The 21,153-nt window shown below is 28.7% G+C and carries 23 protein-coding genes; 22 read left to right on the top strand and 1 reads right to left on the bottom strand.

Annotated features, from left to right (window positions below):
• Window positions 1–148: 148 nt before the first annotated feature.
• From mnmG to P4S50_RS18245, 13 genes are all read left to right on the top strand, one after another.
• Window positions 149–2,047 (top strand): tRNA uridine-5-carboxymethylaminomethyl(34) synthesis enzyme MnmG, encoded by a 1,899-nt coding sequence (gene mnmG, locus P4S50_RS18305; RefSeq protein ID WP_416390128.1) that lies wholly within the window; start codon window positions 149–151, stop codon window positions 2,045–2,047.
• On the top strand, window positions 2,040–2,759 hold the full coding sequence (gene rsmG, locus P4S50_RS18300) for a 16S rRNA (guanine(527)-N(7))-methyltransferase RsmG (protein ID WP_277732258.1): 720 nt from the start codon (window positions 2,040–2,042) through the stop codon (window positions 2,757–2,759). Before mnmG ends, rsmG begins: the two co-directional genes overlap by 8 nt.
• Window positions 2,760–2,926: 167 nt before the next feature.
• Window positions 2,927–3,715 (top strand): nucleoid occlusion protein, encoded by a 789-nt coding sequence (noc, locus tag P4S50_RS18295; protein WP_277732257.1) that lies wholly within the window; start codon window positions 2,927–2,929, stop codon window positions 3,713–3,715.
• Between the two features lie 61 nt (window positions 3,716–3,776).
• The gene (locus tag P4S50_RS18290; protein ID WP_277732256.1) at window positions 3,777–4,550 is read left to right on the top strand and encodes a ParA family protein; all 774 of its coding nucleotides are present in this window, start codon (window positions 3,777–3,779) and stop codon (window positions 4,548–4,550) included.
• Window positions 4,551–5,390 (top strand): ParB/RepB/Spo0J family partition protein, encoded by an 840-nt coding sequence (locus P4S50_RS18285; RefSeq protein ID WP_277732255.1) that lies wholly within the window; start codon window positions 4,551–4,553, stop codon window positions 5,388–5,390. It begins immediately after the preceding gene.
• A 79-nt stretch (window positions 5,391–5,469) separates the two neighbouring features.
• A complete protein-coding gene (locus P4S50_RS18280) occupies window positions 5,470–6,615 on the top strand; it encodes an aminotransferase class V-fold PLP-dependent enzyme (protein WP_277732254.1) in 1,146 nt (381 codons plus the stop codon).
• 322 nt (window positions 6,616–6,937) lie between these two features.
• Window positions 6,938–8,239 (top strand): helix-turn-helix domain-containing protein, encoded by a 1,302-nt coding sequence (locus P4S50_RS18275; protein ID WP_277732253.1) that lies wholly within the window; start codon window positions 6,938–6,940, stop codon window positions 8,237–8,239.
• Window positions 8,240–8,444: 205 nt separating this feature from the next.
• Window positions 8,445–9,500, top strand: a complete 1,056-nt coding sequence (locus P4S50_RS18270; protein ID WP_277732252.1) for a DUF5711 family protein — start codon at window positions 8,445–8,447, stop codon at window positions 9,498–9,500.
• Between the two features lie 12 nt (window positions 9,501–9,512).
• Window positions 9,513–10,115 (top strand): CvpA family protein, encoded by a 603-nt coding sequence (locus tag P4S50_RS18265; RefSeq protein ID WP_277732251.1) that lies wholly within the window; start codon window positions 9,513–9,515, stop codon window positions 10,113–10,115.
• 32 nt (window positions 10,116–10,147) lie between these two features.
• Window positions 10,148–10,753 (top strand): sulfurtransferase-like selenium metabolism protein YedF, encoded by a 606-nt coding sequence (gene yedF, locus P4S50_RS18260; RefSeq protein ID WP_277732250.1) that lies wholly within the window; start codon window positions 10,148–10,150, stop codon window positions 10,751–10,753.
• 36 nt (window positions 10,754–10,789) lie between these two features.
• On the top strand, window positions 10,790–11,053 hold the full coding sequence (locus P4S50_RS18255; protein WP_277732249.1) for a putative Se/S carrier protein: 264 nt from the start codon (window positions 10,790–10,792) through the stop codon (window positions 11,051–11,053).
• Window positions 11,054–11,064: 11 nt separating this feature from the next.
• Complete coding sequence (locus tag P4S50_RS18250; RefSeq protein WP_277732248.1) at window positions 11,065–11,262, top strand: DUF951 domain-containing protein; 198 nt, start codon at window positions 11,065–11,067, stop codon at window positions 11,260–11,262.
• Between the two features lie 148 nt (window positions 11,263–11,410).
• Window positions 11,411–12,595, top strand: coding sequence for an aminotransferase-like domain-containing protein (locus P4S50_RS18245; protein ID WP_277732247.1), 1,185 nt, complete (start codon window positions 11,411–11,413; stop codon window positions 12,593–12,595).
• Window positions 12,596–12,657: 62 nt separating this feature from the next.
• Here P4S50_RS18245 and P4S50_RS18240 read toward each other — a convergent pair whose 3' ends face one another.
• Window positions 12,658–13,989, bottom strand: coding sequence for an IS3 family transposase (locus P4S50_RS18240; RefSeq protein WP_277730718.1), 1,332 nt, complete (start codon window positions 13,987–13,989; stop codon window positions 12,658–12,660).
• Between the two features lie 402 nt (window positions 13,990–14,391).
• Here P4S50_RS18240 and rpsF point away from each other — a divergent pair, with 402 nt between their 5' ends.
• The 9 genes from rpsF (at window position 14,392) to P4S50_RS18195 (ending at window position 21,099) form a co-directional block, all read left to right on the top strand.
• Window positions 14,392–14,679: a 30S ribosomal protein S6 gene (rpsF, locus tag P4S50_RS18235; RefSeq protein ID WP_277732246.1), complete on the top strand. Its 288-nt coding sequence runs from the start codon at window positions 14,392–14,394 to the stop codon at window positions 14,677–14,679.
• A gap of 24 nt (window positions 14,680–14,703) precedes the next feature.
• The gene (locus tag P4S50_RS18230) at window positions 14,704–15,135 is read left to right on the top strand and encodes a single-stranded DNA-binding protein (RefSeq protein ID WP_277732245.1); all 432 of its coding nucleotides are present in this window, start codon (window positions 14,704–14,706) and stop codon (window positions 15,133–15,135) included.
• A 21-nt stretch (window positions 15,136–15,156) separates the two neighbouring features.
• Window positions 15,157–15,384 carry a 30S ribosomal protein S18 gene (rpsR, locus tag P4S50_RS18225; protein WP_277732244.1) on the top strand — a complete coding sequence of 76 codons (228 nt, stop codon included), beginning with the start codon at window positions 15,157–15,159 and terminating at the stop codon, window positions 15,382–15,384.
• A gap of 92 nt (window positions 15,385–15,476) precedes the next feature.
• On the top strand, window positions 15,477–15,797 hold the full coding sequence (locus tag P4S50_RS18220; RefSeq protein WP_277732243.1) for a MazG-like family protein: 321 nt from the start codon (window positions 15,477–15,479) through the stop codon (window positions 15,795–15,797).
• Between the two features lie 6 nt (window positions 15,798–15,803).
• A complete protein-coding gene (locus P4S50_RS18215; protein WP_277732242.1) occupies window positions 15,804–16,736 on the top strand; it encodes a DUF2232 domain-containing protein in 933 nt (310 codons plus the stop codon).
• A gap of 13 nt (window positions 16,737–16,749) precedes the next feature.
• Window positions 16,750–18,744 carry a DHH family phosphoesterase gene (locus tag P4S50_RS18210; protein WP_277732241.1) on the top strand — a complete coding sequence of 665 codons (1,995 nt, stop codon included), beginning with the start codon at window positions 16,750–16,752 and terminating at the stop codon, window positions 18,742–18,744.
• A 2-nt stretch (window positions 18,745–18,746) separates the two neighbouring features.
• A complete protein-coding gene (gene rplI, locus P4S50_RS18205; protein ID WP_277732240.1) occupies window positions 18,747–19,196 on the top strand; it encodes a 50S ribosomal protein L9 in 450 nt (149 codons plus the stop codon).
• 18 nt (window positions 19,197–19,214) lie between these two features.
• Window positions 19,215–20,543, top strand: coding sequence for a replicative DNA helicase (gene dnaB, locus P4S50_RS18200; protein WP_277732239.1), 1,329 nt, complete (start codon window positions 19,215–19,217; stop codon window positions 20,541–20,543).
• A 67-nt stretch (window positions 20,544–20,610) separates the two neighbouring features.
• Window positions 20,611–21,099: a ferritin-like domain-containing protein gene (locus P4S50_RS18195; RefSeq protein WP_277732238.1), complete on the top strand. Its 489-nt coding sequence runs from the start codon at window positions 20,611–20,613 to the stop codon at window positions 21,097–21,099.
• Window positions 21,100–21,153: the final 54 nt, after the last annotated feature.

Here is a 21,153-nt window from a genome sequence, read left to right as displayed (position 1 = left end):
TACAGAAGCTGCTAAGTTCTTATCTCCAAACTTAAGAGGATGGAATCTTAGAACTTTTAGATTTCGGATAGGTCGAATTTTAGATATATAAAACAATATTTGTAGTATAATGTTTAACGTGAAACATTATATGTGAAACATGAGGAGGATGAACATGAAGTTTAACGGAGGAAAATATGATGTTATAGTAGTTGGAGCTGGACATGCTGGTTGTGAAGCTGCTTTAGCATCAGCTAGAATGGGATGCAAGACATTAATAATAACAATGTCTTTAGACTCTATAGCTTTAATGCCTTGTAATCCATCTATTGGAGGAACGGGAAAAGGACACTTAGTTAGAGAAATAGATGCCCTTGGTGGTCAAATGGGTATAAATATAGATAAGACTTATATACAAAGTAAAATGCTTAATACTGCTAAAGGACCAGCTGTACACTCTTTAAGAGCTCAAGCTGATAAATATGAATACCATAAAGAAATGAAAAAAGAACTGGAGAATCAAGAAAATTTAGATGTTCTAATGGACGAGGTTGTAGAAGTAATAGCTGATAACAATGTTATAAAAGGAGTGTCTACTAAGCTTGGAGCTATTTATGATTGTAAAGCTCTAGTTTTATCAACTGGAGTATATCTAAATTCTAAGATATATATAGGAGAAGTTAATTTCTACGAAGGACCTAATGCACTTGGATATTCTAAGCACTTAACTGAAAGCCTTGAAAAACTAGGACTGAGAATGAGAAGATTTAAAACAGGAACACCAGCTAGAGTTCATAGAGATACTGTTGACTTTTCTAAGATGGACGAGCAAAAGGGAGATGATGTTATAACTCCATTCTCATTTATGAATGATGAATTAGAGCTAAAACAAGAACCGTGTTATTTGACTAGAACTACTGAGCAAACTCATAAGATTATAAATGATAATATAAAAAGATCGGCTATGTATAGTGGAGAAATTGATAGTGTTGGACCTAGATATTGTCCTTCTATAGAAGATAAGGTTGTAAGATTCCACGATAAACTATCACACCAAACATTTATAGAGCCTGAAGGAAATCATACTAAAGAAATGTATATACAAGGTATATCTACATCTCTTCCTTATGAGGTTCAAATAGATATGTATAGATCTATAACAGGTCTTGAAAATTGTAAAATAATGAGACCAGCTTATGCAATAGAGTATGATTGTATAGATCCTACACAACTTAACCCATCTCTTGAAATAAAGGGAGTTGAGAATTTATTCAGTGCCGGACAGTTTAATGGAACGTCTGGATATGAAGAAGCAGCAGCACAAGGTCTTATAGCTGGAGCAAATGCTGTTTTAAAAATACAAGGAAAAGAGCCTTTAATATTAGATAGATCTCAAGCATATATAGGAGTTTTAATAGATGATTTAGTTACTAAGGGAACTAATGAACCTTATAGAATGATGACATCAAGATGTGAATATAGACTTTACCTAAGACAAGATAATGCAGATTTAAGACTTACTGAAATAGGTCATGATATAGGTCTTGTTAAAGATGATAGATACGATAAATTCACCCAAAAGAAATCTGAACTAGAACAAGAAATAGAAAGATTAAAGGAAGAAAGAGTCACTCCAAGTCAAGTAAATAAACAATTAGAAGAGATGAACCTTCCTGGAATTAATACGGGTATGAGTTTATATGAATTCTTAAAAAGACCAGAGTTTGACTATGAACTATTAGAGAAATTAGGAAAGAAATCAGATAAAGAATTATCTAAAGCTATAAAAGAGCAGTGCCAAATAAAATCTAAGTATGAAGGCTATATAGGCAAACAGTTAAGACAAATAGACCAATTTAAAAAACTAGAAAATAAAAAGTTGAATAAAGATATAGATTACTCTAAAATAAGTGGATTAAGACTTGAGGCTAGACAAAAACTAGATAATATAAAGCCTATATCAATAGGACAGGCATCTCGTATATCTGGAGTATCTCCTGCTGATATATCTGTTTTATTAATACACCTTGAACAACTTAGAAGAGGTAGAGGTGATAATAATGAGTAACAGAAGCATTATAAAAGATGGACTTAAGCAGATGAATATAGATATAAGTGAAGTTAATATAGATAAATTTGAGAAGTATAAAGATATATTACTTGAGTGGAATCAAAATATAAATCTTACAGCAATCGAAGATGAGAAAGAGATTTATATAAAACATTTTATAGATTCTTTAGCTTGCATTAATTCAGGCTATATAAAAGAAAATGATAAAATAATAGATGTTGGAACGGGAGCCGGATTTCCTGGTATACCTTTAAGAGTATGCATGGAAAGCTTAAATTTGACATTACTTGATTCTCTTAATAAAAGAATTAACTTTTTAAAAGAAGTTTGTAATAATTTAGAGCTTGATAATGTAGAGTTTGTACATGGAAGGGCAGAAGACTTTGGAAAAGATGAAGACTATAGAGAACAATATGACATAGCAACAGCAAGAGCAGTTGCATCTTTACCTGTTCTTTTAGAGTATTGTACACCTTTTATAAAAGTTGGAGGATATTTTGTGTGTTTAAAAGGACCTTATCTTAATGAGGAGTTAAAAGAAGCTAAGAAAGCAATCGACGTTTTAGGACTTGAATTTGTAGAGAAAATAGATGTCGATCTTCCTTTTACAGACATAAAACACAATATAGTGATTTTGAAAAAAATAAAAAATACTCCAACAAAATATCCACGAAAAGCGGGTAAACTATCAAAAAGCCCAATAAAGTAATGAAAAGGGTGTCAAAAAAGACTCATATTTCCCGAGAAATAAAGGAAGTTGTAATATAAAAATATTAAGAATATAGAAGGGATATGAATATTTTTGGAGAAAGTATTACTTGAATAAATAAAATTTTAAACAAATTTTATCATATTTCTTCTAGAGAGAGGGATATTATGGAAGATAAAAAAGTTATGGAAATACCTATAGATACTATAATTCCAAATCCATATCAGCCAAGAAGAGTTTTTTCAGAGGCTGCATTGAATGAATTAAGTGAATCTATAAAGAGTTTTGGAATACTTCAACCTATTACAGTTAGAAAAATAAGTGACAGTATGTATGAATTAGTAGCAGGAGAGAGAAGACTTAGAGCTTCTAAAAAAGCAGGACTTAAGTATATGCCAGCTATAATAAATAATTTATCGGATCAATCTTCTGCAGTACTTGCACTTATTGAAAATTTACAAAGAGAAGATTTAAATTTCATAGAAGAAGCTTTGGGATATGAAAACCTTATAAAAGATCATAACTTTACTCAGCAAGAGCTGGCAAAAAGTGTTGGAAAAAATCAATCAACTATTGCTAATAAGCTTAGAATACTTAGATTATCTGATGATATAAAGACAAAGCTTATTGAAAATGGTTTAACTGAAAGACATGCTAGAGCTCTTCTTAAACTGCCAGATGATGATTATAAAAATCAAGTTTTAGATACAATAATTAAGAATGAATTAACTGTTAAGAAGGCAGAGAAACTAATAAAAGATATACTAGAGGATTTAGCTACACCTAAAGAACCAGAAAAAAGACAGACTATAAAATCAGCTCTTAATTTTAAGATATACTTAAATACATTAAAGAATGCGTATAATGCCATCGTGGATACAGGAATAAACGCTAAGTATAAAGAAAATGATAAGGGAGATCATATCGAAATTGTAGTTAAAATTCCTAAAGCTTAAGATTACTGTTATACGGTAATCTTTTTTTTCAAACTTGTAAGGATTTAAAGGGGGAATTACAGTGGGGAAGATAATTGCTGTTTTTAATCAAAAAGGGGGAGTGGGTAAGACCACTACAAATGTAAATTTAAGTGCATGTATAGGAAAGTTAGGAAAAAAAACACTGGTAATAGATTTAGACCCTCAAGGAAATACAACCAGTGGATTTGGAGTAGATAAAAAAGAACTTGATTTTACTATATATGATGTTTTATTGGGAGAGAAAGATATAAAAGACACTATAATAGATACAGAATTTGATAATATAAGTCTATTATCATCATCAACAGAACTTGCTGGTGCTGAAATAGAACTTACAGGAATAGAAGATAGAGAGTTTATATTAAAAAATGTGCTGGATTCAGTTAGAGATAATTACGATTATATATTTGTAGATTGTCCTCCTTCTCTTGGAATGTTGACGATAAATTCTCTTGTAGCAGTAGATAGTGTATTAATACCTATTCAATGTGAGTATTATGCTCTAGAGGGTGTTAGCCAATTAATGCAGACGATATCTTTGGTTAAAGAAAATCTAAATCCGAATCTTGAAATTCAAGGAGTAGTTCTAAGTATGTTTGACGGAAGAGCTAATCTATCTATTCAAGTAGTTGAGGAAGTTAAGAAATTCTTTAAGGGAAGTGTATATACAACTATTGTTCCAAGAAATGTTAGACTAGCTGAAGCACCGAGCCATGGAAAGCCAGTTGTATATTATGATTCAAAGTGTAAAGGTTCTTTAGCATATATAGACCTTGCTGAAGAATTTATAGACTTAGAAGAGGATGTGATATAGATGGCTAAAAATAGATTAGGAAAAGGACTAAGTGCATTGATACCAAATAACAATACAGTTTCATCTGACAAAGAAATAGTAAATTTAAAAATAAATCAAATTTACCCTAACAAAGAACAACCTAGAAAGATATTTGATCAAGAAAAGCTGAGTGTACTATCTGAATCAATAAAAAACTATGGGATACTTCAACCAATAGTAGTAAAAAAAGAAGAAGATGGATACATGATAATAGCAGGTGAGAGAAGATTTAGAGCTGCAAAGATCGCAAATCTAAAAGAAATGCCAGCAGTTGTAAAAGACTTACCTATTAAAGATATAATGGAAATAGCTTTAATCGAAAACTTGCAAAGAGAAGATTTAAATGCAATAGAGGAAGCTATAGCTTATAAAAGTCTTATAGAAAATTATAAGGTAACTCAAGAAGAAATATCAGAGGCAGTAGGTAAAAGTAGGCCTCATATAACTAATACTTTAAGACTTTTGAACTTAGATGATAGAGTTATAAACTTAGTAGAAGAAGGTCAGATAACTCCAGGCCATGGAAAGGCTCTTCTTAGAATAGAAAATAAAAATATTCAATATGAGATAGCACTTAGAATAATAAAGGAAAGACTATCTGTTAGAGAAGTTGAAACTATATCTAAGAATATGACTGACAAAAAAGAAATAAAAAACAAAAAAGTCAATAAAGATCCATTTATAGTAAATATAGAAGATAAATTAAGAGATGTATTTGGAACAAAAGTTAATATTTTAAAAGGAAAGAAAAAAGGAAAAATAGAAATAGAGTATTATAGTGATGAAGAGCTTGAAGGTATATTAGAGCAAATATTATAAAATGAAACTTAATTAACATAGTCTTTACTTTAACTAAACTTTTTAGCTTTTTTATAAATCCAACATTAGGAGGTCTCACATGATATATTTAGATAATGCTGCAACAACGTTCCCAAAACCACATGAAGTATATGAAGAAATTTTAAATTGTATGAAAAATTATGGAGCAAATCCTGGAAGAGCAGGACATAAACTAGCTTTAGAAGCAGGAAGAACAATATATGAGACAAGAGAAAATATATGCAAGTTGTTTAATATAGACAATCCTATGAATATTGTATTTACAAATAATGCAACAGATTCACTAAACCTAGCAATAAAAGGGTTAGTAAATGAAGGAGATCATATAGTAACAACAAGCATGGAACATAATTCTGTAATAAGACCTATAAAGACTTTAGAAAAAATAGGAGTTAGTAATACTATTGTAAAGTGTAATGAATCTGGAGAATTAGATGTAAATGATATAAAGAAAGCTATAAAAGAAAATACAAAGCTTATAGTAACAACACATGCATCTAATGTATGTGGAACACTGATAGATATAGAGAGCGTAGGTAAAATTGCCAGGGAAATGAATATAGTATACCTTGTAGATGCTTCTCAAACAGCAGGTGTTTATAATATAGATGTTAAAAATATGAATATAGATATGCTTGCATTACCTGGACATAAAGGTTTATTAGGACCTCAAGGAACAGGAATTTTATATGTAGGAGAAAAAATAAATCTTAACCAGTTAAAAGAAGGTGGAACTGGTAGTAAATCAGAGGAGTTGACTCAGCCTAATATAGTTCCAGATAAGTATGAATCAGGAACTCCAAATACTCCAGGTATAGCAGGACTTAATGCAGGAATACAGTTTATATTAAAAGAGGGAATAGATAATATAAGAAAGCATGAGGAAGAACTAACTCAGTATTTCTTAAATGAACTTAGCTTAATACCTATAATTAAAGTATATGGAACTAAAGATGCAAAAAAACAAGCAGCTGTAATATCTATAAATATAGGTAGTCAAGATTCATCTGAAGTCAGCTTTATATTAGACTCTGTATTTGATATAGCTACAAGATCAGGACTTCACTGTGGCCCATTAGCACATAAAACAATGAATACATTAGAGCAAGGAACAGTTAGATTTAGTATAGGATACTTCAATACTAAAGAAGATATAGATAAGGCTGTTGCCGCTTTAAAAAGTATAGTTGATGAGATAAAGTAAAATAGTAAAATACATTTATTTAATACAAAATAAAGGTTATTAAAATACTACATAGGAGTTATGTATTTTAATAACCTTTATTTTTTTTAATACATACTACTTGGGTTTATTTCACATAAAGTATATAATAAAAAAAAGTGAATTTTAAAATATTATTAAATATAATTATAAAACACTATATTTTAATCAAATATTAAGTTATAATTAAATTAAGATAAAATCACATAAAAAATGGCAGACTGTACAATTTGTATTATCCTATTGAGAATAAGGAGTATTAAAATTGTAAGTTATTATAATAATTTGTTGTGGAGGAGTATATATGGAAATACTTAGCTTAGGAGAAAAAATTAAAAAGCTTAGAAAAGAGAAGAACTTAACACTTAAAGAATTAGCAGGAAATAGAATAACTGCTGCTCAGATAAGTCATATAGAGAGAGATAAATCATATCCAAGTCAAGATCTTTTAGAATATTTTGTAGAGAAACTAGATGTTAGTATAGATTATTTATTAGAGAGCAAAGATATGCAAGCTAAAAAAATAAGCAACAACTTACTGACAAAGAGTGAGATATATATAAAATCTCAAGATCAAGAGACAGCTAAAAAGGAAATATGCAATGTAATCGATATATCTAAGGAATATAAGCTATATGATACTTATGGAAAAGCAAAATATTTATTAGGAGTAGTTTATTTTAATGAGAAGCAGTATGAATTAGCTATAGATAACTTTGAAAGAAGTTTAGTACTGAACGTTAAAACAGCTAATTATGAAAAAGTTGTACAATGCTATATACAATTAGGGAAAATATATTTAGAGGAAGGGTTTATAAAGGTAGCTTTAGATAAATTTATACAAGGGGAAAACCTTTTTCTGGAACATGAGATAGATAATAATGAACTACAAAAGGAAATATACACACATAAATCATTTTGTTATATAAGACTTGAAAATAATGAAAAATCTTTATTATATGCTAGAAAGATACATGAAATAGAAGAAAAAGAAAAAAATATAAAGCAAAAAGCAGATAGCTTATTTTTAATAGGAAGCAATCTTTTAGATATGGGAAGATGGGACGAATCTAAAATTTATTTAAATAAGGCTTTGCAGATATATGAAGATGAGGATAAGAAGAATGAATATGCAAAGATACAAATAACTATGTCTAGAATATATAGAAAAATAGGTAAATATGAAGATGCTCTTGAATGTGTAAAAAAAGCTTATATAACAAAGAGAGAGTATGAAGATGTAGAACTTATGAAGATATTATTTGAATATATAAAAGTATTGATAGAAATTAATGATTTTGAAAATGCTAAAAAATATTCTAAAAAAGGATTATCTATAGCTATAAAGATGAAAAATAAAAAATTAGAATATAGATCTTTAAAATATTATGCAAGAATATATAAAAAACAAGGTGATTTAAATACAGCCATAGAGCATTTAAAGAAATGTTCATATATAATAGAAGAAATCGGAAGTAAAAAAGAACTAGCTGATTTATACATAGAACTTGCTCAAACATATTCAAATATATCTAAAGAGAGAGAATTAGAATATTACACTAAAGGTATAAATATATACAAAGAATTAGATATAATAGAAAAATAGACTCTTTAAAAAGAGTCTATTTTTCTAGTATTATATTAAATACAAAAACATATAATTTTTGTATTGTGTATAATATTGATTGAAGAACTGGACTTGCAACTATTTTTGAGCAACGGAGTCTGTTAAGACTCGTTGGCGACATGAGTCAGCGCGTAGCGACTAGACGAATTTTATATTAAGTAGAAAATTAGAAGGAATGATTTATGTGAAGAAGAATAAGATTGTAGTAATTTTGATTATATTAATAATAATATTTTTAAATCCTAAAACTATAAATATTATTAAAAGCAAAATAAGCAATTCTAAAGTTAGTATAGAGGAAATAAAAGAGATATCATATGGATATTCTAATAATACTTCATTTATAGAATATAGAGATGGATTTTTAATGTATGATGGAAAATCTTTAAAATATATAGATAGTGAAGCTCAAAGGGTATTTGATTTAAATATAAGAATAGAAAATTACAGTATAGATACAAATAATTCAAATATATATCTATTAGATAAAATGAAGAAAGAAGTGTATATAATAGATAAAAAAGGAGCATTAACTAAAAAATTAAAATTAAAAGAAAATGCTTTAATGGTAAAGGCTTTATATAATAACGATTTTTTGATTCACTATACAACTGATGTAGATGTTGAAGGAGCTAAACTTTACAGTTATAAAGGAGAAGAGATTCAAGATATATCAATACCTCAAATAACAATAAATTTACTCCAGGTAGATAAAGATACCAGTAACTTTGTAATAAGTGGAATCAGCATCAAAGATGATAGGCTTTATAACAATATATTTTATTATAATAAAAAAGGAGAATTGATTTTTTCTTATAATATAGAGAATAAAGTTTTTGCAAAAACTTTGTTTTTGGATGATAAACTAATCCTAGTTGATCCAAAGTACATAGAAATTAAAGATCTAAGCGATGAAAAAGTAAAAAAAATAAATTTAGATGAAGAAATCCAATATATAGATATTATAGATGAAGAAATAGTAGTAATAGATTCTAATAAAAAAATCATATATATTGATAAGTTTGGGAAAGAAAAAAATAAAGAGTATGATATGAAAAATATAAAAGGAATTAAAAGTATAGGAGATCAAAAAATATTATATTCTGATAGAAGTATATATCTTCCTGAAAACAAAGAAAAAAAGGACTTTACAAAAGACATTCTGGATGTATTTACAATATATGATAACAGTGTTATAGTCATTTTCAGAGGATATATTAAGTTTCTAAATATAAATTAAGGTGGTGATTTAATGAATTTGAATTACATAGATTTTATAATAATAATATTTATAGGTTTATTCGCTTTGAAAGGATTTCATTTAGGATTTATAAAATCATTATTCAATCTAGTAAAATATTTGATATCTATATTTATATGCAAAATGTTTTATAAGACTGTGATAGATTATATAATTCAAAATGACAATATATATAGACCTTTGAGTAATTTTATAAATAATATATTAATTAATATAATGAAAAACGATACTTTAACTCAACCGACAACGAAGATTTTAATACAGGTAATAGTTATTCTTATTATGTTTATTGTAAGTAATTTAGTGTTAGAATTGGTTATAAACTTTATAGATGATATATTCAAATTCGCACCGCTTAAGGTTTTAAATAAAAGTATGGGATTTTTATTTGGAGGATTAAAAGGATTTTTAATCTTATTAATAATACTTACTTTAATAAATCCGTTTTTAATTACATTTGAAAAACAGCAGCTTATAGTAGATTTGAATAACTCATTCTTACTTAAATATTTGTACATGTATAATTTTTTGTTCAAATATTTCAATGATTTCATTGAAATATTCAATAATTACAAGGTATGGAGTATGTTATAATAATTATTAAAACTGATTCATAGGAGGTATTTATGAGAATAGAAGTAGATGCGAGAGGGCTTAATTGTCCACTTCCGGTTATAAAAACTAAGAAAGAATTAGAAAATATTAATGACGGAATAGTAGTTACTATAGTTGACAATGAAATAGCAAAAGAAAACGTATTAAAGCTAGTAAATTCAATGAAATGTGAATCTAAAATAAATCAAGAAGAAAATAACTATTATATAGAAATTACAAAGGGTGAGTTTGAAGAACTTGAATCAATGCAAGAAGAAATTACTCAAAAACAAGAAGTTGATGATAATACAGTTGTATTTATATCATCAAATGTAATGGGAAGAGGTTCAGATGAATTAGGAGAAATTCTTATAAATGGTTTTATATACACTTTATCCCAGACAACTCCGTATCCAAAATCGATAATATTTGTTAATTCAGCAGTTAAATTGACAACAGAAAATGAAAATACTATCGATAATTTAAAATTATTAGAAGAAGAAGGAGTAGAAATATTGTCTTGTGGGACATGTTTAGATTATTTAAATCTGAAAAATATGTTAAAAGTTGGACAAACTTCTAATATGTACGACATTGTAGAAAGACTTAGAAACTCTAGCAATACTATATCTATATAGTATAAAACATCATAAAAGATCAAAAGGAGAAATAAAATGCACGATATATATGTAATAAGTTTTAACTCGACTCATCATGCTATAAGATTTGAAAAAAGATTAAAAGAATTAGAATTAAATATAAAAACAATACCTACTCCAAGGGAAATAACTTCTAGTTGTGGTCTGTCTATAATGTTTTCAAAAGACAATATAGATACTATTAAGAATAATATAGATGATTTGAAAATAGATTATTATGGCGTATTTAATATAAAAAAAATAGATGACGGGAAAAAGGAATTAACTAAGTTATATTAGGAGGGATTTTAATGCCTATGAAAATAGAAGTAGGAGATAAAGTAGTACTTAAAAAAAATCACCCTTGTGGAGGAAACACATTTGAAATAATGAGATGTGGAATGGATTTTAGAATAAAATGTGAAAATTGCAATAAACAATTGTGGATAGAAAGATCAGAACTTGAAAAAAGAATAAAAAATTTAACAAAAAAACTTGACGAAAGATAGAAAAAAATTTAACAAATATAATAGTTTTGAATATTCTGCAATTTAGTTTACACATAGGCAAGTAATTATAAAAATGATATAATTAATTTCAAGTAAATACAGGAAAAAGTTTTCCTTGGTATTTATAATCTTTGGAGGTGTTTTTTAAATGGCTGTAAAATTTGCTGATCGTATGGATAATCTTAAAGCTTCTGAAATTCGTGAATTATTAAAGTTAACAGAGAAACCAGAAATAATATCTTTTGCAGGAGGACTTCCAGCACCAGAATTATTTCCAGTTGAAGAAATGAAAAATGTTGCTGTTAAAGTTCTTGAAGAAGGTGGACAACAAGCATTACAATATGCTGCCACAGAAGGATTCGGACCATTAAGAGAAGTAATTGCAAATAGAATGAACACAAAATTCAACACTAAAGTTAGTGCTGATGAAATATTAATAACAAGTGGTTCTCAACAAGGATTAGATTTCTCAGGAAAGATATTCTTAAATGAAGATGATGTTGTTTTATGTGAAAGTCCTTCTTACTTAGGAGCATTAAACGCATTTAAATCATATGGACCTAAATTCATAGAAGTTCCAACTGATGAAAATGGAATGATAATGGAAGAGCTTGAGAAGATACTTGAAACAACTGAAAATGTTAAAATGATGTATGTAATTCCAGATTTCCAAAACCCAACAGGTAGAACTTGGCCTTTAGAAAGACGTAAAAAGTTCATGGAAATAGTAAATAAATTCGAAATACCAGTATTAGAAGATAACCCATATGGAGAATTAAGATTTGAAGGAGATATATTACCTTCATTAAAATCTATGGACGAAAAAGGATTAATAATATTCCTTGGAAGTTTCTCTAAGATATTCTGCCCAGGATTCAGAATTGGTTGGGTATGTGCTGAGCATGAAATATTAGAAAAATACATAATGATAAAACAAAGTTCAGATTTACAAACTTCTACAATCGGACAAAGAGAAGTTGCTAAATTCATGGAATTATATGATTTAGATGCTCACGTAGAAAAAATTAAAGATGTTTACAGAGTTCGTAGAGATTTAATGTTAAATACTATGAAAGCTGAATTCCCAGAAGGATTAAAATACACTTATCCAGAGGGTGGATTATTCACTTGGGTAGAACTTCCACAAGGAATAGATGCTAAAGATGTAATGGCTAAATGTTTAGAGAATAATGTAGCTTTCGTTCCAGGAGGATCTTTCTTCCCTAATGGTGGAAAAGACAATACATTCAGATTAAACTACTCTAACATGACAGATGAAAGAATAGTTGATGGAATAAAGAGACTTGCAAAAGCATTAAAAGAATTTATGTAGAAATTAAAAAGAGTGGCTAATTATAAAATGGACCCTTTGTCAAGGACATTATAAAAAAAGGGTTAAGCTGCATTCAAAAGATGATTTCTAAATTGTTTAGGAGTCATCTTTTTTAATCCCCATTGACATCTATAATTATTATAGTAATCCATGTAATTATCAACTTTATTAATTACTTCTTCAAGTGTAGAACATGTTTTGAAATCTACTTCATCCTTCATATGACCAAAGAAGGATTCTTGAGGTGCATTATCCCAGCAGTTACCACGTCTAGACATGGATTGTCCTAGATTATGGCTTTTTAGTAATTTTTGGAATTTAGGGCTTGTATAGTGGACCCCTTGGTCAGAATGGATAAAAGCTTCATCATGTAAATCAGCTTTATGTGTATTAACTAATTTTTTAATTGTAATTGTAGCTATATCTAAAGTAATTCGATCAGATACATGATATGCTAGAATATCGTTACTAGAGCTATCTTTGATAGCTGATAAATATGCCATTTTATTTATCCCGTAAGGGATGTATGTGATATCAGTAAGTAGCACCTTGCCAGGAATACCCTGTTTGAAATTTCTCTGTAGCAGATTAGGTACTACTCTATGTTCTTTTGTCGCTTTGGCTATTCTTCTATACGGATTGGCTTTTCTTATAGGACATACTATACTGTATTTTCGCATAATCCTTTGGATTTTTTTTCTACTGTATATAATACCAAACTCATTTTCTAGTGTCATTTTAATTGATCTAGAACCTTTCTTATAACCTCTATAATTATAAGCCTTTAATATAATATCTCTAGCTTTTAAATCTTCATTCTCCCTTATAGTTCTAGAAGGTGCTGTCTTTAAATAATGATAATAACCTGAACGTGAAACCCCTAAAATTGAGCAGCAATAAGAAACTGTGCCTGAATAATCTTTTTTAGACACAGTCTTTAAAATTAACTCATATACTTCATTATTTGTTAGATTTACGCAGTTGTTTACCAGCCTCCTTTCTGTCACGTCGAGCTTTTTTAGCAATTCTAATTGTTCCTCAAGCAGTTTTATTTTAGCTTCTTGTTTGCTAATAATATCGTCCTTTGAAACTGGAGCATTACTTGGTCTGCCTGAATTCACTCTTCTAGTATCACTTAATCCTATAATTCCATCTTTCTTGTACGCTTTTATCCATCTGGCTGCCGCCTGTTCATAGCGCTTGACACCAAGTATTTCAACGTCAAATCCAGCATCAATGAAAATAGTTCGTGGTGTGCTTCCTCTTAAATACTCCTCAATAAACATTATTTTAAACTCGTCAGAGTATGTTATTGACTTCTCGCTAACGCGCTTTACATAAGGGTTCTTATTTAATCTTTCAATATTGTCTTTTGAAAATGTAATTTTACTCATACTAAAGGCCTCCATATTCAATGATAATTATACACAAAAAAGTACCTATAAACTAGACACTCTTTTTTATGTGTCCAATCTATAGGTACCATTTTATTAGCCACTCTTTTTTTATGCAATAAATGCACTTCATAAGGGGGAGATTGGGATGAAAAATATTAAATTGTGGGGGTTATTTACTAATATAATTGACATAAAATAGTATTAATATACATTTAAACAAAAAAATAAGTGAATATAGTATCAATATTAGGAGTGATATAGGGTTAAGAGAATTTTTTACGCCAATATAGTTGACTTTTACAAAAATAAATGATAGAATCTTACAGATGTGAGATTAATCTCATTTCTCTGCTCTAATAAATATTAGAGCCGTCTAAGTCCAAAGGGAGGTGAATTGTAATGAAAAAGTATGAATTAATTTATGTATTAAAGTCTAACATAGAAGATGAGGCTAAGCAAAAGATACAAGAGAAAATTAAGAACATAATTGAATCTGAAAACGGACAAGTAGATAAGGTTGATGTTTGGGGTAACAAGAAGTTAGCATATCCTATACAAAAACTTTCTGAAGGATACTATGTATTAGTTAACTTCACTGCTGGAATCGAGGTTCCAAAGGAAATCGAAAGAAACTTAAAGATAAGCGAAGATTCAATAAGACACATGATCGTAAATATGGAAGCTTAGTAATTAATATAAGGTGGTGTTTTTATGAATTGTGTTGTATTGGTGGGTAGGTTGACTAAAGACCCGGAACTTAGGTACATTGCAGGAACAGGTAAGCCTGTTGCCACCTTTTCGATAGCTGTAAATAGATCTTATGTAAATAAAGAAGGAAAAAGGGAAGCTGATTTTTTCAATATCGTAGTCTGGGGAAAACCAGGAGAGAACTGTGCAAACTATCTTGCTAAAGGAAGACAGGTTGCAATTAAAGGTGCTCTTCAAACTAGATCTTATGAAACTCAAAATGGAGATAGAAGGTATGTAACAGAAGTTGTTGCAGAGAGAGTAGAATTTTTAGAATCTAAAGGTAGATCTGAAAATCAAGCTCCTTCAAATACTGGATTTGAAAAAACTTTTGAGCCAGTAGGTTTAGATACAGGAGGATTCCAGGCATTAGATGATGATGATATTCCATTCTAGATAGAAGGAGGGAAAACTATTATGATGAATAAAAAAAGACGTCGTAGAAAAAAAGTTTGTTCTTTCTGCGCTGATAAAAACGTTAAAATAGATTACAAAAATACAGGAAAATTAAGCAAGTATGTAACAGAAAGAGGTAAAATATTACCAAGAAGAATTTCTGGAATATGTGCTAAGCATCAAAGAGAATTAACTGTAGCTATAAAAAGAGCTAGAAATATAGCACTTTTACCATACACAATAGATTAATAATAGACGAGCCTTATGGCTCGTTTTTTTAATCTCTAAATGAATTAAGTTTTGTTTTATATGGTATAATTGTATATTAGGGGGGGATATACTTGAAAATAGATAGAGATCTTGACGTAACTAAAAATATAAAGATTATAGAATGGTTAAAAACAGAGATTTTAAGTAGCGTATCAGCTTTATATGAGATTATGCTAAAAGGAGCTAGTTATACAGATGAAACTATTCAAGATATTCTAGCTAATATAATAATGGTTACTTACTTACTTGGAAAAAGGTTAGGCTTTAGCTTTACTAATATAGATAAAAAAATAAAAGAGAAGATAGTAAGAGCTATAAATGATGATCACAAAGTTGAAAAATGGTATGGTGATTTGAGTGAGCTTAAAGATTATGTAAAGCTTAGGGAGTGATAGTTTTTGATACAAATTAATGATAGTAAAAAATTGGCTGAAGTTTCTATATTATCTACTATAGGTATAGTGTTTGCTTTAGCATCTACGTATATTCCATTTTTAAGTATGTTTTTTATGTTTAATGGGATACCATATACGATAATATCAGCTAGATGTGGGATAAGATATTCAATTATGAGCTTGTTTATATCATTGATGATTTTGATGTTAACGACTGGTCCTATATCTGCGCTTATGTTTGCTTTAGTGTTTGTTCCGTCTATTTTTATAGGATATAATATTTATAAAAATAAGAATCCATTCAAAAATATAGGACTTGGGAGCTTATTCTTTATATTACTTATGATGTTATATATTAAGTTATCTATAATTATATTTAATGTAGATATAGTTAAGCTGTTTAATGATATGTTAATTAAAACTATAAATGTTGAAAAAGATTTGATAAACAGCTTGGGTATAAAAGTGAATGAAAAAGAATTAAATAATTTAATAGAATCTTTTTCTATATATCTTCCTAGTATGTTAGTTGTTATACCATCTATAGTTATTTCATTTATGAATTATTACATATCGGCATTTATATTGAAGAGAATAAAAAAAGATGAAAATTTATTACCTGAAGTAAAAGACTTTTCTTTGCCAGGGAATATACCTGTTGGAATAGTTTTCATATATGTAGCTACTTTGATCATAAAATATATAGACGGAATTTACTATGAGTCTATAGTTATGAATTTAGAAATGGTAATACTTACTTTGTTTTTGATCCAAGGAGCTTGTGTTTATAGTTATTTCTTAGATAAAATAAATATAAGAAAAGGAACTAAAGGTTTTTTGATTATAATATCTTTTATTATAAAACCCATAGTTCTTATAATAACTATAATAGGTATGTTGGATTCGGCAATGAATTTTAGAAAGATAAGAAGGTAATTGGGAGGGGCTTATGAGAGATAAGCTATATTTAAAATTTAAATCTCAAGAGTTTAATATCAATATAATAAGTATATTTTTAATGAGTTTTATAATACTTTATTATAATTTTTACTTAGGTGGAATTTCTTTTATCGTGCTGATTTATTTAATGTATTATAATTTCAATCTTAAATATAAGAAAAAGAGAGAATGGATTCAAACTATGGAAGAATTATCTCTTGAAATTGATGATACAATAAAGCAAACTGTACTTAAATTGCCTATACCTGTATGTATACTTGAATTTGATGAAAGTATAAGTTGGTATAATAAGAAATTTAATAATATGGTTAATAAAGACAATATATTTCATAAAAACATAAAAGAAATTATGCCTAATTTAAGCTTGAGAAAAAAATTAAATGAGACAAAAGAATTTTACACTGAAGTTGAATTTGATAATAAAAAGTACACCGTGGTGTATAATATAGTTAAGATTAAAAAAGATAAAGAGATTAAATATGTAATAGTTATGTATTGGTTAGATAAAACCGAATATGTTAAACTATTAAATAAATATGAAGATGAAAAATCTGTTATAGCTTTAGTTCAAATAGATGGATACGACGAGGTTTTAGAAAGTGCAAACTTAGATGTTAGACCTCTTATTAATGCTGAACTAGAGAGAAAGTTAAATACTTGGGCTGTAAGCTTAAATGGAGCTTTAAGAAGAAACACCAAAGATAAATATACTTTAATAATAGATTCTAAGAATCTTAAAGATTTAGAACAAGATAAGTTTACTGTATTAGATGAAATAAGGGATATAGATTATGGAAATACGCTACCATTAACTCTTAGTATAGGTATAGGATCTATGGGTGATACTCATGAACAAAATCTTAAGTATGCTACTAGTGCTCTTGATTTAGCACTTGGAAGAGGTGGAGATCAGGCGGTTATAAAAAGAAAAGATAAGTCTATCTTCTACGGTGGAAAATCAAAGGCTGTAGAAAAAAAGAATAAGGTTAGAGCAAGACTTATAGCTTATGCTTTAAAGGAATTGATACTTGAAGCAGATGATATATATATTATGGGTCATAAATATCCAGATTTAGATGCTATAGGAGCAGGTATTGGAATATATAATATATGTAAATCATTGAATAAAGATTCAAATATAGTTATTCAATCATCTAATTCTTCTATAGATTTGTTTATGGAAAGGGTTAAAGAAGATGATAATTATAGTGATGTCTTTATATCAAGAGAAGATGCTATAAGAAATTGTAAAAGAAATAGTTTGGTTGTAGTTGTTGATACTCATAGGCCTAATTTTACTGAATGCGAAGAATTACTTAAGATATCTGAAAAAATAGCTGTTGTAGATCACCACAGAAGAGGTGTGGAGTTCATAGATAATGCGGTTTTAATGTATCATGAAACATATGCATCATCTACATGTGAGATGGTTACAGAGCTAATACAGTATATAGATAGTAAATCTAGTATAGATAATTTAGGAGCAGATGCGTTACTTGCTGGAATAACTTTAGATACTAAGAATTTCACATTTAAGACTGGAGTTAGAACATTTGAAGCTGCTGCTATGCTTAGGAAGTTAGGCGGAGATACAACATCTGTAAAGAAATTATTCCAAGGAGATTTAGAAAATTTCATTGTAAAGTCCCAAATAATAAAGAATTCCCAAATGATAGATGATATTATAGCTATTTCTGTTTGTGAGGATGGTATTGGAAATCCTAAGTTAGTATCAGCTCAGGCTGCAGATGAACTTCTGAATATAAAAGGAATAAGAGCATCTTTTGTATTGGGAAAAGATAAAGATGATACAGTATTCATAAGTGCAAGATCACTAGGCGATATAAATGTACATATATTCATGGAAAAATTAGGCGGAGGGGGACATATAGATGTTGCAGGAGCTCAGCTTAAAGATATTTCTATTGAAGATACAGTTAAAATATTAAAAGAATTGATATTAGACTATTTAAAGGAGGAGTAATTATGAAAGTTATTTTATTAAAGGATATAAAAGGAACAGGTAAAAAGGGAGATGTAATAAATGCTAGTGATGGATATGCAAGAAATTACTTGTTCCCAAGAAAATTAGCTAAAGAAGCAACTGCAGGAAATATGAAGGTATTAAATGAACAAAATACAGCTAAGAAGATAAAGGCTGATAAAGAATATGAAGATGCTAAAGTATTAGGAGAAAATATGAAGGAGCTTGTTTTGACTTTATATTCTAAGGCTGGAAAAGATGGAAGATTATTTGGATCTATCACTTCAAAGGATATAGCTACAGAGTTAAAGAAAAAGCATAAGATAGATGTAGATAAGAGAAAAGTATTAATAGACGAGTCTATTAAGTGTTTAGGAGCAAGATATGTTGATATAAAAATACATCCTAAGGTTGTTGCTAGAATAACTGTAGATGTTAAAGAAAAAAATTAATTTCTAGGAGGGGTCAAAATGGATCAAACAGGAAGGATTCCTCCTCATAGCATAGATGCTGAACAGTCTATTTTGGGATCTATATTACTTGATAAAGATGCTGTTGTGGCAGTTTCAGAGGTAATAAAACCAGAGGATTTTTATAAAGAAGCACATAAAGAAATTTATGAAGCTGTATTGGGCCTTTATAGAAACAGTGAGCCTATAGACATAATAACATTGACAGAGGAAATGAAAAAGAGAAATACTCTTGATATTGCAGGTGGAATCACTTATTTAACTCAGTTATCAACTGTTGTACCAACCACATCAAATGTTAAAAACTATGCAAATATAGTCAAAGAAAAGGCTATACTGAGAAAGCTTATAAAGGCTTCTTCTGATATTCTTGATATAGGATATAACAATGCCGAGGGTGTTAATAATACTCTTGAAATAGCTCAGAAGAAGATATTTGATATATCACAAGAAAAAACAGGTAATAGCTTTAAGTCTATAGGTGAAGTTCTTATGACTGCATATGATAGCTTAGAGGATCTTTATAAGAATAAGGGTAAGATAACTGGAATTACAACTGGATTCATAGATCTTGATAGAAAAACTAATGGACTTCAAAGAACAGATTTGGTTTTAATAGCTGCTCGTCCCGCTATGGGAAAGACAGCTTTTTCTCTTAATTTAGTTCAAAATGCAGCTATGAAGGATAAGGTATCTGCAGCTGTATTTAGTCTCGAGATGTCAAAGGAACAGTTAATTCAACGTATGTTGTCTGCTCAATCTCATGTAGAGCTTAATAAACTAAAGACTGGTAATTTAGATGAGGATGATTGGCCGAAGCTTATAGAGGCTATGGCAGCCTTATCTAAAGCAGACATATATATAGATGATACTCCTGGTATAACTGTAATGGAGATGAGATCAAAATGTAGAAGACTTAAGATGGAAAAAGGTCTCGACTTTATCATGATAGATTATCTTCAACTTATGGAAGGTGATACTCAGGGAGAAAGTAGACAACAGGAAATATCTAAAATATCTAGATCTTTAAAGATACTTGCTAAAGAACTAAATTGTCCTGTAATTGCATTATCTCAGCTTTCTCGTGCACCAGAATTAAGAGCAGATCATAGACCTATACTTTCAGACCTTAGAGAATCTGGAGCCATAGAGCAGGATGCTGATATAGTAATGTTTCTTTATAGAGATGAATACTATCACCCTGATTCTGAAAAGAAGAGTATTGGTGAAATAATAATTGCAAAGCACAGACATGGAGAAACTGGAACAGTTGAGCTTGCTTGGCTAGGAGAGTTTCAAAAATTCCACAATTTATCTAGAAATATGTAGCATACATGTTTAAAAATAATTTGAATTGGGTATAAACTTAATATAATAAACAGAGGGGGTTAATATTATGAACTTATACTTAAATGAACTTGAATTATTGAAGGTAGCTAGAGACATTGAAGAAGAGGGATTTAGATTTTATACACAATCCATGGAAAATGCACAAAATGAAGATATAAAAAAAATATTTAAATTATTAGCAGATGAAGAAAGAGCACATGCTAATTTATTCTCAAAAATATATTCATATGCTAAAGAAGAAAATCTAAATGATGATGATTATATATTTGATGAACAAACATCAGCTTACTTAAAAGCTATAAGTGATACAGCTATATTTAATACTAAAGGATTAACTAATGACAGAATAAATGATGTTAAAGACTCTAAAGATGCTTTAATAATTGGAATGCAGGCTGAAAAAGATGCTATACTTTTCTATACTAATCTTTTAAAAGTTGCAAAATATGAACAAACTAAGAAATATTTAAAGCAGCTTATTGAAGAAGAAAATGGACATTTAGAGAATTTAATAAATATATATAAAGCTATATAGAATAAAATGAAAGCCAATATCTTAGGAATTAATCCACAGAAGATATTGGTTTTT

The organism is Tepidibacter hydrothermalis, from assembly GCF_029542625.1.
Lineage (GTDB): Bacteria > Bacillota > Clostridia > Peptostreptococcales > Peptostreptococcaceae > Tepidibacter_A > Tepidibacter_A hydrothermalis.
This window is presented reverse-complemented; position numbering and strand designations above follow the sequence as displayed.

What these genes read in the sequence shown, in the direction of transcription:
- mnmG (WP_416390128.1), top strand. Translation starts at nt 149, where the DNA reads ATGAACATGAAGTTTAACGGAGGAAAATATGATGTTATAGTAGTTGGA.
- rsmG (WP_277732258.1), top strand. Translation starts at nt 2,040, where the DNA reads ATGAGTAACAGAAGCATTATAAAAGATGGACTTAAGCAGATGAATATA.
- noc (WP_277732257.1), top strand. Translation starts at nt 2,927, where the DNA reads ATGGAAGATAAAAAAGTTATGGAAATACCTATAGATACTATAATTCCA.
- P4S50_RS18285 (WP_277732255.1), top strand. Translation starts at nt 4,551, where the DNA reads ATGGCTAAAAATAGATTAGGAAAAGGACTAAGTGCATTGATACCAAAT.
- P4S50_RS18280 (WP_277732254.1), top strand. Translation starts at nt 5,470, where the DNA reads ATGATATATTTAGATAATGCTGCAACAACGTTCCCAAAACCACATGAA.
- P4S50_RS18275 (WP_277732253.1), top strand. Translation starts at nt 6,938, where the DNA reads ATGGAAATACTTAGCTTAGGAGAAAAAATTAAAAAGCTTAGAAAAGAG.
- P4S50_RS18265 (WP_277732251.1), top strand. Translation starts at nt 9,513, where the DNA reads ATGAATTTGAATTACATAGATTTTATAATAATAATATTTATAGGTTTA.
- yedF (WP_277732250.1), top strand. Translation starts at nt 10,148, where the DNA reads ATGAGAATAGAAGTAGATGCGAGAGGGCTTAATTGTCCACTTCCGGTT.
- P4S50_RS18255 (WP_277732249.1), top strand. Translation starts at nt 10,790, where the DNA reads ATGCACGATATATATGTAATAAGTTTTAACTCGACTCATCATGCTATA.
- P4S50_RS18250 (WP_277732248.1), top strand. Translation starts at nt 11,065, where the DNA reads ATGCCTATGAAAATAGAAGTAGGAGATAAAGTAGTACTTAAAAAAAAT.
- P4S50_RS18245 (WP_277732247.1), top strand. Translation starts at nt 11,411, where the DNA reads ATGGCTGTAAAATTTGCTGATCGTATGGATAATCTTAAAGCTTCTGAA.
- P4S50_RS18240 (WP_277730718.1), bottom strand. Translation starts at nt 13,989, where the DNA reads ATGAGTAAAATTACATTTTCAAAAGACAATATTGAAAGATTAAATAAG.
- rpsF (WP_277732246.1), top strand. Translation starts at nt 14,392, where the DNA reads ATGAAAAAGTATGAATTAATTTATGTATTAAAGTCTAACATAGAAGAT.
- P4S50_RS18230 (WP_277732245.1), top strand. Translation starts at nt 14,704, where the DNA reads ATGAATTGTGTTGTATTGGTGGGTAGGTTGACTAAAGACCCGGAACTT.
- rpsR (WP_277732244.1), top strand. Translation starts at nt 15,157, where the DNA reads ATGATGAATAAAAAAAGACGTCGTAGAAAAAAAGTTTGTTCTTTCTGC.
- P4S50_RS18210 (WP_277732241.1), top strand. Translation starts at nt 16,750, where the DNA reads ATGAGAGATAAGCTATATTTAAAATTTAAATCTCAAGAGTTTAATATC.
- rplI (WP_277732240.1), top strand. Translation starts at nt 18,747, where the DNA reads ATGAAAGTTATTTTATTAAAGGATATAAAAGGAACAGGTAAAAAGGGA.
- dnaB (WP_277732239.1), top strand. Translation starts at nt 19,215, where the DNA reads ATGGATCAAACAGGAAGGATTCCTCCTCATAGCATAGATGCTGAACAG.
- P4S50_RS18195 (WP_277732238.1), top strand. Translation starts at nt 20,611, where the DNA reads ATGAACTTATACTTAAATGAACTTGAATTATTGAAGGTAGCTAGAGAC.